This is a genomic window from Eubacterium multiforme (assembly GCF_030813415.1).
Lineage (GTDB): Bacteria > Bacillota > Clostridia > Clostridiales > Clostridiaceae > Clostridium > Clostridium multiforme.
The window spans coordinates 109,284-125,651 of sequence record NZ_JAUSUF010000002.1 but is presented as its reverse complement, the minus strand read 5'-3'; the positions used below and the strand labels follow the sequence as shown (position 1 = coordinate 125,651).

General features: G+C 25.0%; 17 protein-coding genes. 3 read left to right on the top strand and 14 right to left on the bottom strand.

Going from position 1 to position 16,368, the window contains the following annotated elements; translation table 11 throughout:
• Window positions 1–64 precede the first annotated feature (64 nt).
• From hisS to J2S18_RS04570, 5 genes are all read right to left on the bottom strand, one after another.
• On the bottom strand, window positions 65–1,357 hold the full coding sequence (gene hisS, locus J2S18_RS04590) for a histidine--tRNA ligase (RefSeq protein WP_307483843.1): 1,293 nt from the start codon (window positions 1,355–1,357) through the stop codon (window positions 65–67).
• 308 nt (window positions 1,358–1,665) lie between these two features.
• A complete protein-coding gene (locus J2S18_RS04585; RefSeq protein WP_307483840.1) occupies window positions 1,666–2,553 on the bottom strand; it encodes a tetratricopeptide repeat protein in 888 nt (295 codons plus the stop codon).
• A gap of 54 nt (window positions 2,554–2,607) precedes the next feature.
• A complete protein-coding gene (locus J2S18_RS04580) occupies window positions 2,608–2,712 on the bottom strand; it encodes a helix-turn-helix domain-containing protein (protein WP_307483837.1) in 105 nt (34 codons plus the stop codon).
• Window positions 2,713–2,845: 133 nt separating this feature from the next.
• Window positions 2,846–4,303 (bottom strand): sensor histidine kinase, encoded by a 1,458-nt coding sequence (locus tag J2S18_RS04575; protein WP_307483834.1) that lies wholly within the window; start codon window positions 4,301–4,303, stop codon window positions 2,846–2,848.
• Window positions 4,293–4,985 (bottom strand): response regulator transcription factor, encoded by a 693-nt coding sequence (locus J2S18_RS04570; protein ID WP_307483831.1) that lies wholly within the window; start codon window positions 4,983–4,985, stop codon window positions 4,293–4,295. The genes J2S18_RS04575 and J2S18_RS04570 overlap by 11 nt, the downstream gene beginning before the upstream one ends.
• A 181-nt stretch (window positions 4,986–5,166) precedes the next feature.
• Here J2S18_RS04570 and J2S18_RS04565 point away from each other — a divergent pair, with 181 nt between their 5' ends.
• Window positions 5,167–5,601, top strand: a complete 435-nt coding sequence (locus tag J2S18_RS04565) for a hypothetical protein (protein ID WP_307483828.1) — start codon at window positions 5,167–5,169, stop codon at window positions 5,599–5,601.
• A 72-nt stretch (window positions 5,602–5,673) separates the two neighbouring features.
• On the opposite strand, the gene J2S18_RS04560 is transcribed toward J2S18_RS04565, so the two are convergent.
• The 4 genes from J2S18_RS04560 to J2S18_RS04545 form a co-directional block, all read right to left on the bottom strand.
• Window positions 5,674–6,153 carry an NUDIX hydrolase gene (locus J2S18_RS04560; protein ID WP_307483825.1) on the bottom strand — a complete coding sequence of 160 codons (480 nt, stop codon included), beginning with the start codon at window positions 6,151–6,153 and terminating at the stop codon, window positions 5,674–5,676.
• 63 nt (window positions 6,154–6,216) lie between these two features.
• Window positions 6,217–6,669 (bottom strand): GNAT family N-acetyltransferase, encoded by a 453-nt coding sequence (locus tag J2S18_RS04555; protein WP_307483824.1) that lies wholly within the window; start codon window positions 6,667–6,669, stop codon window positions 6,217–6,219.
• Between the two features lie 132 nt (window positions 6,670–6,801).
• Entirely contained in the window at window positions 6,802–7,086 is a 285-nt protein-coding gene (locus J2S18_RS04550) for a hypothetical protein (protein WP_307483821.1), read from the bottom strand.
• A 140-nt stretch (window positions 7,087–7,226) separates the two neighbouring features.
• Window positions 7,227–8,045, bottom strand: coding sequence for an SDR family NAD(P)-dependent oxidoreductase (locus J2S18_RS04545; protein WP_307483819.1), 819 nt, complete (start codon window positions 8,043–8,045; stop codon window positions 7,227–7,229).
• A 220-nt stretch (window positions 8,046–8,265) separates the two neighbouring features.
• Between J2S18_RS04545 and J2S18_RS04540 the strand changes: the two genes are divergently transcribed.
• On the top strand, window positions 8,266–9,678 hold the full coding sequence (locus tag J2S18_RS04540) for a DUF4317 domain-containing protein (RefSeq protein ID WP_307483816.1): 1,413 nt from the start codon (window positions 8,266–8,268) through the stop codon (window positions 9,676–9,678).
• Window positions 9,679–9,741: 63 nt separating this feature from the next.
• Here the strand turns inward: J2S18_RS04540 and J2S18_RS04535 are convergent, their stop codons facing one another.
• The 4 genes from J2S18_RS04535 to J2S18_RS04520 all read right to left on the bottom strand — a co-directional run bounded on the left by J2S18_RS04535 (window position 9,742) and on the right by J2S18_RS04520 (window position 13,666).
• Complete coding sequence (locus J2S18_RS04535) at window positions 9,742–10,221, bottom strand: cupin domain-containing protein (protein WP_307483814.1); 480 nt, start codon at window positions 10,219–10,221, stop codon at window positions 9,742–9,744.
• A gap of 21 nt (window positions 10,222–10,242) precedes the next feature.
• Complete coding sequence (locus J2S18_RS04530; protein WP_307483812.1) at window positions 10,243–10,854, bottom strand: DNA-3-methyladenine glycosylase; 612 nt, start codon at window positions 10,852–10,854, stop codon at window positions 10,243–10,245.
• A gap of 174 nt (window positions 10,855–11,028) precedes the next feature.
• A complete protein-coding gene (locus J2S18_RS04525) occupies window positions 11,029–11,658 on the bottom strand; it encodes an alpha/beta hydrolase (RefSeq protein ID WP_307483810.1) in 630 nt (209 codons plus the stop codon).
• Between the two features lie 103 nt (window positions 11,659–11,761).
• Window positions 11,762–13,666, bottom strand: coding sequence for an FUSC family protein (locus J2S18_RS04520; protein WP_307483808.1), 1,905 nt, complete (start codon window positions 13,664–13,666; stop codon window positions 11,762–11,764).
• Between the two features lie 242 nt (window positions 13,667–13,908).
• On the opposite strand from J2S18_RS04520, the gene J2S18_RS04515 reads away from it, so the two are divergent.
• Window positions 13,909–14,931 (top strand): branched-chain amino acid aminotransferase, encoded by a 1,023-nt coding sequence (locus J2S18_RS04515; protein ID WP_307483806.1) that lies wholly within the window; start codon window positions 13,909–13,911, stop codon window positions 14,929–14,931.
• A 93-nt stretch (window positions 14,932–15,024) separates the two neighbouring features.
• On the opposite strand, the gene J2S18_RS04510 is transcribed toward J2S18_RS04515, so the two are convergent.
• Window positions 15,025–16,188: an iron-containing alcohol dehydrogenase gene (locus tag J2S18_RS04510; RefSeq protein WP_307483803.1), complete on the bottom strand. Its 1,164-nt coding sequence runs from the start codon at window positions 16,186–16,188 to the stop codon at window positions 15,025–15,027.
• Window positions 16,189–16,368: the final 180 nt, after the last annotated feature.

Here is a 16,368-nt window from a genome sequence, read left to right as displayed (position 1 = left end):
ATGCTCTATATATAGACAATGGTAAAGAGGTCTATATATAGAGTCTTTTTATATAATAAAATTATTAATAATCAAATTTAATATTTTCACTTTTACCTGAATTCATATTTTTTATTTTAATTGATTTACTTTCTAGTTCCTCTTCACCAATTAATATTACATTATTAACACCTATTTTATTAGCATAATTCATTTTTTTCTTTAATGAGTCTTCTTCAAAATAAACTGTAACTCTTTTCTCTTTTTTCTGTAAAGATATCATTACATCTATACAATATTCAATTGTATCTCCTATAGGTATTATTAAATAATCTAACCTATTTTCTATTTCATAGTTATCTATAAATCCTATTTCTTTTAAAATAAAGAATAATTTAGTTATCCCTATTGATATACCAACTCCAGGTAACATATTATTAGTATAATTTTCCGCTAAATTATCATACCTTCCACCAGAGCAAATAGAACCATAACTTTCATTTCCTATTAATACAGTTTCAAAAACTGTTCCAGTATAATAATCTAAACCTCTTATAATCTTTAAATTTACTTCAAATTCTTTATCACTTATTCCTAATATATCTAATATATAACATACCTTTTTTAACTCTTTTATTCCTTCTATAAAATATTTATTTTTAATATTAAGTCTTAAAAGTGTATCTATTCTTTCTTTATTATTACCTCTTATTCCTAATACTTTATTAATATATTGGCTTTTTTTAAGTCCTATAAGATTTTCTAGTTCTTTAGAAAATGCTTCTTTACCTATCTTGTCATACTTATCTATTAATATAATAACTTCATTACATTTATCTATTTCTAATTCAGCTAATATGCCATTTAATATCTTTCTATTACTTATCTGAAATTTATAATTAGTTAATCCTATTGATTTAAAAGCTTTAGAAGCTAAACGTATAACCCATGCATCATTATATATACTTAATTTTTCTTTCCCTATAACATCAACATCACATTGATAAAATTCTCTATACCTACCTTTTTGATTCCTTTCTCCTCTATATACTTTTCCTATTTGATACCTTTTAAATGGAAATGTTAAATCATTATAATATTGAGCTACATACCTAGCAAATGGCACCGTTAAATCAAATCTTAATGCTAGATTATTTTTCCCTTTCTGAAATGTATATACTTGCTTTTCTGTTTCTCCTCCTGTCTTTGCAAGTAATACTTCTTCTTTTTCTATTATAGGTGTATCTATTGCTAAACATCCATTCTCTTCGTATACCTTTGTTATTTTAGATATTATATCATTAAATATCTCTTGCTCCTTTGGTAATAACTCCATGAACCCAGGTAATATACTTGGTTTTGTAATATCTCTTTTCATTGTTATCTCTCTCCTATATATTTATTTTTTATAAAAGTAAAAGCCATGTAGGAATATATCCCACATGGCTTTAAATAAATTATGATTTCACTTAATTTATCATTACCTAGAGATACAAGCCTAAATAGCAATAGACTTGTATCTGATTTTATACAGATCAAGTCTCTAGTAATGATGATGTATTCTGTTTTCTCTAATGATATTAAGTGTTATCATAACTTTCCTCCTAAAACTATATTGTTAACATTATACACTTAAATTATTTAATGTTCAATTCTCATTATTCAAATTACAATAATTTATAAATATTATTCGTACTCATTTAGTAAATCTAAAAACTCCTTATTATCTTTAAGAAATTTTAAATCATCATCTCTATCACTTTTAAGTGCTTTTACAAAATTTGATACAAATTTTTCATGAAAATCTTCATTATTGTCTTTAATCTTTATATGTTTATACAAAGTAGATTTCGATATATTCCATTTTTGATTCATTGCTAATAGCATCTTTTTTAATACTAATATGCAGTTATCAACATCTTTTTGTGATGTATATAATTGCCAATATCCAACAACAGAATTATATTCCCATAAGTCGTATAATTCTGTTGTTTTCTCTAAAATCTTAGCAAAATATTTTGCATCCTTATTTCGATTTTCTTTCAATGCTATTTCCATCATAGATAATAAGATTGAAAATATTTCACTTGTAGCTGAAATTAATTTATTTTCAAATATTTCACAAGCTTTATTAAATTCACCTGATTTATAGTAAAGTCTTCCTTGTAGTTGTTTTTTATCGTAAGTAATATTAGGAAGTTTATTAATACAATGCTGTGCCTTTTCATATTCTTTTTTTTCTAAATACTTATTAATCAATATAGAAATAGCCTGATTTTTGATTTCTATATCTTCAATTTTTACTACTTTCCCAAATAATTTTTCTATATGATTTTCATAAAAATCTTTATTTTTTACATCAAACATAATCATAGAGCCTTGTAATAATATTGCAACATTTATAATAAGTTTATCACAAACTGGATATTCATTTATTTTATCCATTGCCTTTTCAAATCCTATATCAAATCCTTCATCACTAATTATTATTCCTAATTCATTAATAAATTTACCTATATCTTCTTCTGATAAATCCTCTTTAAAAGAAAGTAATGTATTTAAATCTACTTTCAAAAGTCTTGCTAAAGGTGGTAAAAGAGTAATGTCAGGATAGCTAATACCCTTTTCCTATTTATTAACTGCTGGAGTGGATACTCCAAGATAATCAGCAACTTCTCTTTGGGTTAAACCTTGCATATTTCGTCTATCTTTTATAATTTCATTTATTTTCATATTAATACTTACACCTTCTTAATATTATTATCAAAATCTTCTTATATTAATTATTTTATCAAGTACTATATTTAACTACAATTGAATCTTCATCACTTTATATAAGCTAAATTTAACTATAAGTTAATTTCACTTAATTTATAATAACACTCTTATTTATAATAAACTTAAATTCAGTAATACTATTAATTTCACTATAAACTTCTATTTTTATATTATGTCTATCTGCTATTTGTTTTGCTATTGAAAGTCCTAATCCAGTTCCACTTTTATTTTCCTCTATCCTTGTTTTATGAAACCTATCAAAAATATATGGTATCTCTTCTTCTTTAATTCCAATTCCTTTATTTATTATAGATAAAGAAAAATATTTATCATAATCTTTAATTTCTACATATATAGATGAATCTTTTTCTGAAAATTTTATTGCATTATCTAATATAATAATTATCATCTGTCTTAATCTATTATAATCACCAACTATTTTAAAATTAGCTTCATTATAATTTCTAATTATTTTTATGTTTTTTGATTTGGCTAATCTATTCATTCCTCTTATAACATCCTCAATAATATCTCCAAAATTTAGTACAACCATATCCATTTTAAAATCTATATTTTGTAGCCTTGATAAATCTAATAAATCATTAACGAGCCTTTGAAGATGTATTGTTTCTAATAACATTTGATTATTATATTCTTTTATTTCCTCATCTTTATAAATAACGCCATCACATATAGCCTCTAGAGAACCTCTTATTACAGTTACTGGAGTTCTTAATTCATGAGATATATTAGACACAAAATCACGCCTCATTTTTTCTAACCTTTCACTTTCTTTTGAGGCATCATATAACCTATCTGATAATAAATCTATTGTTTTTGCAAGATCCCCAATTTCATCATCTTGATTTACTTCTGTTTTAACTTTATAGTTTCCATTTGATAAAGATTTTGCTGTATCTTTTATCTTTTTTAAAGGTTTAGTAAATTTAAAAGATAATATTATAGCTATTGTCCAAGATATAATCAATGCAGTTATAATACTTATAAATAATGTTTTTATTCCCTCTTTAACAGCTAAGTCTATTCCATCTATAGGAGAATATAAAAGTACAACTCCAATTACTTTATTTCTATTCTTTATTGGGTTAGCTACTATTATTGATTTTCTTCCAAATAAATTAGTAAAATCTTCACTAAAATATATATTTCCTTTAAAAGCTTCCTCTATTCCAATCTCTGCTCCACTTGGCAAAGTATTATTTGAAATATCATTATTTCTTATACCATAAGTTAGTATTTGTTTATCTTTATCTATTACCCAAAAATCAGACATAGCTATATCCCCTAAGAATTTCATATATGCTCCATAACCTGATCCTTTTTTATGTCCATATTCTCCAAATTCATTCCAATATTCTGATAAAGTATTTGATATTTGAATAGCTCTCATTTCTAAATCACTCTTATGAATTCCTACTGAATGCTTTTTAAATAAAAAAGAGAACACTCCTCCTATTATTACTGAAAATATAGTTAATGATATTAAAAAATATAATATTAACTTTTTTGCAATTTTATTTTTCATGGTTATTTACCTCAAATTTGTATCCCATTCCCCAAATGGTTTTTATATCCCAAGTATCATGATTATATAAATCTAATTTTGCTCTAAGTCTTTTTATGTGAGAGTCAACAGTACGAGTATCTCCCAAATACTCATATCCCCATAAACTATTTAATAAATTATCCCTTGTAAAAACTTTATTTTTATTATCTGCAAGCATTAATAAAATTTCAAATTCTTTTTTTGTAAGAGATATTTCATTATTATCTATATTAACTAAGAAGTTACTTGTATTAATAGTAAGATTATCTATAGATATAATATCTGAAATATCACAACTTCTATTTATCCTTCTAAGAATTGCCCTAACTCTTGCCATAACTTCTCCTGGAGAAAATGGTTTTACAATATAATCATCAGCACCTATATCAAGTCCCATTATTTTTTCAAAATCTTCTCCTCTTGCAGTTATCATAATTATTGGCACATTTGAATCTTTTCTAATTTCTCTGCAAACTTCAAAACCATCTTTTTTTGGCATCATAACATCTAACAATACCATATTAAATTTATTTCTTTTAAATTCAAGTATTGCCTCTTCCCCATCATATACAATAATAGGATTAAACCCTTCTTTTTTTGAATATTCCCCTAAAACTGAAGATATTTGCTTATTATCATCTGCAATAAGTATATTTTCCACTCTATCAACCCTTTCCCAATATATAACTCTATAAATTAATTATATTTATTAATTTTGTTTTTTCTATGTTTTATAAAATATTTTTTCATAAAAAAAGAAAAATAAAAACATAAATTCGTCACAGCCTATTAGTATCCTATAATTGTAAAAAATAAAATTTAATTTTTAGGAGGAATTTAATATGAAAAATTTAAGTAAAATTCTTTTAACAAGTACATTAATAGCAGGTACTTGTATTACTTCAATAACAGCTTTTGCATCTTCAAAATATAATTCACCAGCTGATATAGTTTCTGAACTTACTGGACGTACAACTGAAAGTATAATAGAAGAACATACAAGTAAAAATAAAACTTATGGAACTATAGCTAAGGAAGCTTCTAAACTTAATGAATTTAAGAAAGAAAATATTAAGTTTAAAAAAGAACAAATAAATGAAAAGGTAGCTAATGGAACTTTAACTAAAGCAGAAGGAGAAAAAATTATTAAAGACTTAGAAACTAATCAGGCTAATTGTGATGGTAATGGTTCAAATAATAATAAAATAAGACTTAAATTAAATAAAGGAAATGGTAAGGGTGCTTTTAAGGGAAATGGCTCTTGTATTAATAAATAGTTTTCTAAATGAATTAATTATTTAAAGAAAAAAACCTCTTGTTTAATAAAACAGAGGTTTTTTTACTATTTATTAGTACTCATATGTAACAATATGTTCTATTCCATCATTTATGCTCTGAAGCTTTTCTTTAAAAAAAGTTGGATAAGCTACATATTTATGAAGTTCATCTATTAAAATCCAATGCATATATTCTTTAACACCTTGAGTATAACTATTACTATTTAATTTTTTAGTTCCTCTTGGTTTCATTAAGAAATAAAATGTAACTTCATGGCATTTAAATCCATCTAAGGTTCCTTGTCCATTAAAAAAATTTTCATGTATAAATGCAAGTCTTTCAACTTCATAATTTACTCCAGTTTCTTCTAATACTTCTCTTTTTACCGCATCTTCTGCCTTTTCTCCTAAATGAATTCCGCCGCCAACTGAATAATAGTAATTATCTAAGGAGTTTTTTGCAAAAAGAATATATCCATCTTCAATAATAATTGCAGCTGCTCTACACCTAAACCAACCATTTTCTTTTGTAAATCCACAATCTATGTTCATAATACGCCTTCTCTCTACTAATAAAAATTTCACCTCATTTAATATAAATCTTACTTTAATCTATTATAAAATTTTATACATATATAAATTAGATATTTTATAACCTAAATCCTCATATAATTTAATAGCATATTTATTATGATAAAATACATGTAATAATATTTTATTTACATTAAATTCCTTAAACTTTTCCTCTATTAGTTTCATAGTTTTTTTGCCTAGTCCAATTCCACGTAAATCTTCTTTTATCCAGATATCATTAATCATTCCTTCATCTTTATATATTTCAATCCATACATATCCAGCAAAATTATCATTATAATTAATAACAAATAAATATTGATTTTCTTCATTAATTCCCTTCTCTAACGTTTTCATTATTTGTTCTCTTGATTTTTCTTCTGCTTCTTCCTCATTCCAATTTTTAGCTTCAACTTTTTCACTTGCATAAATTTTAATTATATGCTCTAAATAAACCTTAAGTTCTTTCTCATTCATACTAAGTAATTTTAGCAATATCCTCATCTCCCATTTATCTTTTATAAATTTAAAGTCATGTAAAATTTATATATTACATGACTTTAAAAAACTGTAATTTTAAATAGAAATTCAATTTTTCCCTTTTTGCCTTTGATTAGTTAACTAATATTATACACTTTCATAAAATTTAACTTTAATAAAATCATACTTATCGTCCTTCGGAATTAATTCAATGTCATATCCAACATCTTGAAGCTTATCTTTTATGTATTTTTCTTCAGATATTAGAATTTCTTTCATAACTTCATATCGTCCTAATTTAGCATTTGCCATTATTGTCTCACTTAATTCATCAAGAAACCTTTCACTATATTGTGATAAATTTTTCCAATAGTCATCTGCCAATCTACAAGCCTCTTCTTTAGTTGGGGTAAATTTCTTTGTTTTATCCATGTTATATACCTCCTTTTTAATTTTATAGTTATATTAATTATGCTCTTTATTAATTTAAAGAGTAACTAGATTCTTATAATAAACAAATTTAGCTACCCTTTTTTTGTTTTTATATTATAGCGCTTTCATAAATTCTCATTTTAAAAAGCTGTAAAGCCTCCATCAACAGGCATAAATATTCCTGTAACATTACTTGCTTCATTTGATGCTAAAAATAATACAACATCTCCAACTTCTTCTGCTGAAGCTACTCTATTTTGTGGAGAAACTGTTTTTCCAGAAACTATTCCACCCTTTGTATCTATCCCAGCTTTTTTAGCCTCTTCTCTTTTTCGTTTTAAAAATTCTAATGCTTCATGATACATTGGTGTATCTGTTGTTCCTGGATTAACAGCATTAACTCTTATACCATTTTTAGCATAATCTAATGCCATATTCCTTGTTAAACCATTTAGCGCATGCTTTGATGTTACATAAGCTGAATGTCCTGGAAAACCTGTTAGTCCAGCTACTGATGAAACATTTATAATAGCTCCACCTTTATCGAGTTTAAGCATTTCTTTAATAGCAAAATGTGAACAATTAAATGCAGTCATAACATTACAATCAAAAACATGTCTAAACATTTCCTCTGACATTTCATGCACTGGAGCAGGAGTTCCTGTTATACCTGCATCATTTATTAATATATCTAAACCATTAAATTTTTCTATTGCTGTATCTATTACCTTTTTACAATTATCTGCTTCTTTTAAATCACCTATTACAAATTCTACATTTGGTGTTATTTCTTTTATTTCCTTTAAAGTTTCTTTGCTCATTTCTTCTTTAACATCTGCTAAAACTAATTTTGCACCTTCCTTTGCAGCTCTTAAAGCAATAGCTTTTCCTATTCCACCTGCTGCACCTGTAACAATGATAACCATATCCTTAAACCTATCTTTAATTATTTTTATCATTAAAATCACTCTCCCATTTATTTAAAGGTATAAAAAAACTTATATATTTTGTTAAGTATAATACTCCTTAAAACGTTTAAAGTCAACAACTTAAATATAATTTTATTAATTAAGTATTTCTAATAAAATCTTTAATTAATATGAAAAAAATACTATACTTATATAATGATAATAATTAATATAAAAAAGTATAAAATACTAAATTAAGGAGTTTATATATATGAGAAAAAAAGATATACTTGAATTAAAAAAGCGTTTTAAAAAAGACTACTGCACCTTTAGTAAAATGTGTGGTTGTTATGTTAATGGTGAAAAAAATATTATTTTGAAGTTTAAAGAAACATTTCTTAATTTAGATGAAGATGAATATTTTAAATACCTAGAACTTGCTAAAAAAGTTCTATCTGGAACTATATCAAATAATATTTTAGAACTTAAATTTCCACTTAATGAGGATCTTATAAATGAAAAACAAGTTTCACTTATGAAACTTAAAAGTAGTCAATTTAAAGATGATACTTTACTTGATGATTTTTATAAATCAATTATAGATAATTATGATTATACAGGTAATTTTTTAATACTTCTTTTTAATGATTCCTATGACATTTTAACTAAAACAAGTGATAACAATAAAATAGATGAATCAGAAGAAGTATATGAATATATTTTATGTGCAATATGTCCTGTTGAGCTTTCAAAACCAGGTCTTCGATATTTTGAGGAAGAAAATACAATAAAAGCACGTATTAGAGATTGGGTAGTTAAACCTCCAGTTAATGGTTTTGTATTTCCTGCTTTTATTGATCGTAGTTCAGATGTTAACTCTATTATGTATTATACAAAAAATGCAAAAGATCCTCACCCTGAATTAATGGAAGGGGCTTTAGGATGCTACTCAAAACAAACTGCTACTATACAAAAAGAAACCTTTAAGTCAATTGTTAAAGATTCTTTTGGTGCTGATGAAAAATTAGCTGATAAAGTTTTTATGGATATACAAGAAAATTTAAATAATTTTGTAGAAGAATATAATGATATGTATGATGATACAGATTGTGATCCAATAACTTTAAAGGATAAAGACGTACAAAATATTTTAATAGAAAGTGGAGTTCCTAAAGAACTTACTACTAAAATTGAAAAATCTTATATAGAAAATTTTGGTGATGATATTCCTTTAGTAGAAAATTTAATTGACTCAAAAATACTTAAAGCAAATGAGCAAAGAAAAAAGGAAGAACATTTAAAAAATCAAGTCAAAGCATTAAAAACTAGACTTGAAGAAGTTACAAAAGAAACTTCTTCAGATGAAGAAATAGCTCTTACAAAAATAAATGAAGATAATATACCTTTAGAAGAGGATTTAAAAGATGCTATAGAAGAAACTTTAGAAAATAATGAAGAACCTTCTACTGAAATTTCAAAGGAAATTTTAGAAGCTAATGATGAAAATACTAATGAAGTTTCAGTACATTCTGAAATTACATCTGAGTATGATGTTGTACTTCAAGTTAAACCTGAAAAAGTACCTCAAATAAAATCTCAAGTAATTGATGGACAAAAATGTATAGTTATTCCTATTAATGATGATGAACAAGCTAAGGTTAACGGATTAGATGATTTAATTTAAACTATAATTTAACAAAAAAAAACAGCAAACCCTAAAAAATAAGATTTGCTGTTTTTTTATTTTCTACTTACAAGTTAACTTTTCTATTATATTTTTATAATTAGGATATTTGCTTAATAAATCCTCCCTATTAAACAATTCAAAATCTTCAAATCTAAATCCTGGTGCTACCATACAACCTACTAATGAAAATCCTTCATTATTCATAGAAGATCCAAATATAAATCCTTTAGGTACTAAAACCTGAGGTGTTTCTCCATTATGTATATTAAGTCCTAATTGTTTTTCTATAAATTCTCCTTCAGGTGATATCATATATATAGTAAGAGCTTCACCTGCATGAAAGTACCACATTTCATCTGATTTTAATCTATGAAAATGAGATACTTCTCCTGTATGTAATAAAAAGTATATACTAGTCCATAATTTATTTTCTTCTCCATTAACTTTTAAAGTTTCTTCTGAAATAAAGGACTCTTTATAATATCCTCCCTCAGGATGCTTTTCCATATTTAAATTTTCTATAAAATATTTTGAATCCATATTGTAACTCCTTATAATGTATTATTTTTTGGAAATATATTTATTCCCTTCTATATAAAATCTCCAAAGGAAATCTTTTGCCTCCTCTGCATAATCTATCCCAATTCTTTTAGTTGTTATTATATTAAAATCTTTAAATTTATCATAGGTTAAGTATAAATCACCCTTTTCATAAAGCTTACACCAATTTAAATCCCTTTCTATTGAAAAAGCCTTACATAACTTCCCAGGACCATTTGTAAGTGCAACTTTTTGAGAGTTTTTTAATTCATCATATCCTTTATTAAACCTTTTTTTAGAAATATAGTCAAACTCATTAAGAGGTTCAATAGCTCTAATTAATACAGCCCCTGCTTCCTCCCTTATTCCTGAAACTATATTTAGACAATTATACATTCCATATATGAGATAAATATAAGCTACTCCACCTTCTGAATAAAGTATTTCAGTTCTTTTAGTTCTTCTTCCATTATAAGCATGACAAGCTTTATCTCCATTACCAATGTAAGCTTCAGTTTCAACAATTCTACCCTTTATTATTTTACCATCTATCTCTCTAACTAAAACTTTTCCAAGTAAATCCTTTGCCAAATCTAAAGCATTATTTTTAAAATAATCTTTATTTAATACCATACTATCTTCTCCTATTTATATTAAAATGCATAAACTTATTATATGTTACATTATTTTATTTAATATAACTTTTTATAGTATTTGTAAATTCACTTAAATTATAATAATATATATTACTATTTAAGTATACATTTTGTATAAAAAAGCTTAAGGAACTCTCCTTAAGCTTTTTTTCTAATAGTTTAGAGAAATCTGTGATAAATATTTTTTTATACATTTAATTATATTTACTTGAATTTCTAAACTCTTTATAGAATCACCTTCAACATTTAAAGCATGATTTGCACCACTTATACTTATAAATTTTACTCCATTTATATTCTCTATCTTTTCATCATTTTCTTTTGATAATAAGGGATCAGCTTCTCCTGTAATTACTAATGAATTTTCCTTTATTCCAATATCTACAGTTTTATTTATAGGGCTTATATAAATATTTACCATATTATAACCAACTATGCTATTATTTAATATACTTTGAACGCAAGTTCCTACACTTTTCCCTATAAATACTATATTTTTATATTTACAATTTAATGTGTTTTTAAGTAATGCAAGAGATTCTTCTACAATAATATTAAATTCACTTTCTGGATGAAATGTATCTCTTCCAACTTGGAATCCATATTCTATTTTCAGTAAATCAAAACCAAGTTCTAAAGCTAATGATGATGAATACTCTAGTGTTGCCCTATCTAAAGTATATCCTATTCCAGGTAGCACAACAGCTAATGTATTGCTTCCTTTTCCTACAACTAAAGGCTTTAAATCCATTCCCCAATATGATTTTACTATATTACACATATTCTCATCTTCCTTCTAATATTTATATAATAATATTTTCCTTTTTTAAAAGTATATCATAAATAAATATATAAACTTTAAACATATTGTTTCAAGTTATAATTTATAAATCTTTTTTTAGATTTATAAGATCATCACTAACATCACTTGCTTTTTTTAAGCATTTTAATAATAAAATATTTTCATAAGATTCCTTATGTCTTATATTATTTATATTTATACAATAATCCTTTATTTCCTTTAATTCATTGTTAAAGGATTCCTCCATATAATCAAAAATATCATTTATATTGCTTATACATTCCTCTATATATATTTTATTTAAGTTATGCTTATTTTCATTAGAAAATATAATACAATTGTGAGCTAATAAAGTCACTAATTGATTATTTTCAAGTAATAATTTTTTAAAATTTTCATTACTCCTTTTAGAGTAATGCATTTCTAATTTACCACTTATTAAATAAGAAGAATATATTATAAGCCTTAACTCACTTTTATTAAAATCACCATTTAATATATCTTTAATTTTACTTAAAAGTATTTTATCTAATTCAATTAATTTATTTATCATAGTTATAAGCTCAATGTGATTTCTATTTTTCAATATAAAATTATTAGCAAATAATACAGTAACTGCTGCTATAGCTGTATATAAAAATCTTAATATTATAGCTTCATTATCTCCCATTGATATTGTAGTTATAGCTAAAGAATAACATGTTAAATAAATTGTCATTGTTCCATAATCACTAAATGCATACATTAAAAATGTAGTAATTATAAGTATTATTATATGTGATACTTTTCCTGTAAAAATTGAAAATAATATAAATGAAATACATAAGCCTAAAATTGTCCCATTAAATCTTTGTTTTACTTTAATTTTACTGTCTTCATAAAAAGGTAAAGTTAAAATAAAGATTGTCATAGGTATCCAATATCCTTTAGGAATAGAAAACATCTTTTCTACAGAAAATGATATTGCTATAAGTAAGGCAAGCCTTATTGAAAATCTTATTTTAAATCCATTTAAGGAGAAATTATATTTACTATACTTTTTAAAATATTCCTTTGAATCTTTAAAATTAAGATATCTTTTTAATCCTTCTTTATTTGATTTTTCAGCTTCAATTAATGCCAAAGAATAATAATTTAACATGTAATGAATATAATAATTTATTTCTTCATTATTAAATGAATTTTTTGAGCAAAAGTCTAAAATCATATTACTATAATTTCTTTTGTTTTTAATTAACATTTCAAAATTTAAAAATAATTTTCTAAGATTTTTAATACTCTTTTCATTTAAGTTATCTTTATTTTCTACAAGTTCTGATACTATATTAATCATATGATGAAATACAATTATAAATGGATAGTATTTTTTCTTTCCACTTGAATAAACAAACCTATTAAGCTCTTTACATATTTCAAATAATTCATATTGTTTATTTTTAATATCTTTAAAATTTCTATTAATTATAAACTCTAATTGAATGCTTATATTATCCATACCATCTTTAATTAATTGAAATATTTTAGAATGCACTCCCCTTGGAGATATAATTCTCAATGCAATAAATACTATTATGTAAGATACAAATATAGCTAATAGTCTTCTAGGAATCTCATGTATACTTGTAGGGAATATTTGAAGAAATACAAATGCCATTAAATATGGGAAGTAACTACTTGGATTATATTCATCTGTTAAAAAATATGCTAAAACAAAAACTGCTATTAAATTTATAATAAATGTTCCTGCCGAAAGATCACTTGCAACTGAAGCTAAAACTCCTATAAATAAATGAATAAATAAAGGCTTAAATACATTTTTTTCTATTGTTAGATAATTTTTCATTCTTATAAAAGTTAATGTCATATATGGTGCAATTATAATATTATTTAATCCAAAAAACATTAAATTTACACATAATATTGTAAGTGATACTATAGCTTGTGGATATGCCTCTTTAAGTTTTTCTTGTAAATTTTTAATAATCATTTTAATTTTCCTTTTATTAATTATTCTAATGCTTTATTATACTAAATTTTATGAATTAATTTGTTAACAAATAATTATAAATATGTTAGTTTAGCAAAAATACAATCTTTAATACTATTATTATATGACAAAATAAATTGATTTTTTTCTTTATCTGACATTTCTTTTATAATATAATATTTAATGTAAGCAATTTTGAAGGGAGGCAAGTTACTTTAAGTCTACTTAAGGTAATGACTATTATGAGTAAAGTAAATATCGATTGGGGAAATTTAGGTTTTGATTACATGAAAACTGATTTTCGCTACATATCAATTTGGGAAGATGGCAAATGGGATGAAGGTAAATTAGTAACAGACAATAAACTTACTATCGAAGAAGGTGCACCTGCTCTTCATTATGGTCAACAATGCTTTGAAGGATTAAAGGCATATAGAACAAAAAATGGAGACATTCAATTATTTAGACCTGATAGAAATGCTAAAAGGTTAAATGATAGCTGCAACAGACTTCTTATGCCAGAAGTTCCAGAAGAAAAATTTATTGATGCATGTATGAAAGTTATTAAAGCTAATGAAGATTATGTTCCTCCATATGGAACAGGTGCTACATTATACTTAAGACCATTTATAATTGGGGTTGGAGATAATATCGGTCTTAAGCCAGCTAGTAAATTTATATTTTCTATATTTTGTATTCCTGTTGGACCATATTTTAAAGGTGGCATGAAACCTGTTAACTTTATGGTATCTGATTATGATAGAGCTGCTCCAAATGGAACAGGAGCTCAAAAGGTTGGAGGAAACTACGCTGGAAGTCTTATTGCTCAAAAGAAGGCTAAATCTCTTGGTTTTGCTGATGCAATATTCCTAGACCCTGCAACTCACACAAAAATTGAAGAAGTTGGTTCTGCAAATTTCTTTGGTATAACTAAAGATAATAAATTTGTAACTCCACTTTCACCATCAATACTACCTAGTATTACTAAATATTCTCTTCTTGAACTTGCAAGAGATTATTTCGATATGGAAGTAATTGAAGGAGATGTATTTATAGATAAATTAGATATATTTAAAGAAGCAGGTGCTTGTGGAACAGCTGCTGTTATAACTCCTATTGGTGGAATCTTTTATAAAGATAATCTTCATGTTTTTTATAGTGAAACTGAAGTTGGTCCTATAACTAAGAAACTTTATGACACTTTAATTGGAATACAATTTGGTGATGTAAAGGCTCCAAAAGGATGGATATACAAAGTTAAATAAAAAAATAAATATCAATTATTAATTATAAACCCCAAATGTTAAATTAAAGTATATGTAACATTTGGGGCTTTTACTTTATATAAATATTATTTTCTATTTATAAGAATCTTCTATTATTTTTACTACTTCATCTTCAGTTAATGGTCTTCTATCTTGTGCAAATACCCTTGTCATAGATGACATTGCTTTTTCGGCAAACATTCTACTTTCTTCTTTTTTAATTCCATAGTCTGACATCTTTAAATCATTAACATTACATTTTTCTCTTAAATCATTTAAAGCTTTTATAAATGCTTCCCCACCTTCAACATCACTCATAGAAGATACATCTACACCTGCTGCTCTTGCCATATCTTTCATTCTATTTGGTGCAATTGTATTATAGAATTTATAAAATGCATCTGAAATCATTAAAAGACCTGCTCCATGTTCTAATTTTGGATAAAAAGCACTTAAAGCATGCTCTATTCCATGAGAAGAAATACTTGAAGAAATTGAAAGCATAAATCCTGATAAAGTATTAGCAATAGCTACCTTTTCCCTAGCTTTTATATTATTTCCATCTTCATAAGCTATTGGTAAATATTTAAATATAAGTTCAATAACTTTAAGCGCATACATATCTGATATATCAGAAGCACATTTAGCTAAATATCCTTCTGTTGAATGGAATAATGCATCAAATCCTTGAAATGCAGTTAATCTTTTAGGAACTGTAAGCATTAATTCAGGATCTACAATAGCTATATGTGGGAATAATTTTTCATTTTTTATTCCAATCTTTTCATTAGTTTTGCTATTTGAAATAACTGCAATACCATCTGCTTCTGTACCAGTACCTGCTGTTGTAGTAATAGCAATAACCTTTAATGGATCATTTTCTATTTTACGTCCCTTTACATATTCCCAGAACTCTCCATTATTTGTTGCCATTAAACTAATTGCTTTTGCAGAATCAATTGAGCTTCCGCCACCCATTCCAATTATAAAATCACAATTTTTCTCTCTAGCTAAATTAGCACCTTCTGCTACATGTTCAATAATAGGATTTTGAAGTATTTTATCAAAAACAACATATTCACAATTATTTTTTTCTAAAAGACTTTTTAGTCTATCTAAATATCCAAACTTTTTCATTGATGTACCAGATGTAATTACAATTAAAGCTTTTTTACCTGGTAAATCTATATTACCTATTTCGTTAAGTTTTCCTTCTCCAAAAAGTATTTTTGTTCCAATATAATAATCTAAATTCATATATAAGTCTCCTTTTTAAATGTCTTTTTTTGTATATTATATCACTTGAATATTATTATTTATATAATTTATAAAGATTATATTTGTGAACATTATGTTCATTTTTTATTTTATTACTTCCATAATTTATATTATGGAAGTTTCCTATTAAATTTTATATTTTTTAATTTTTTGTGTTTC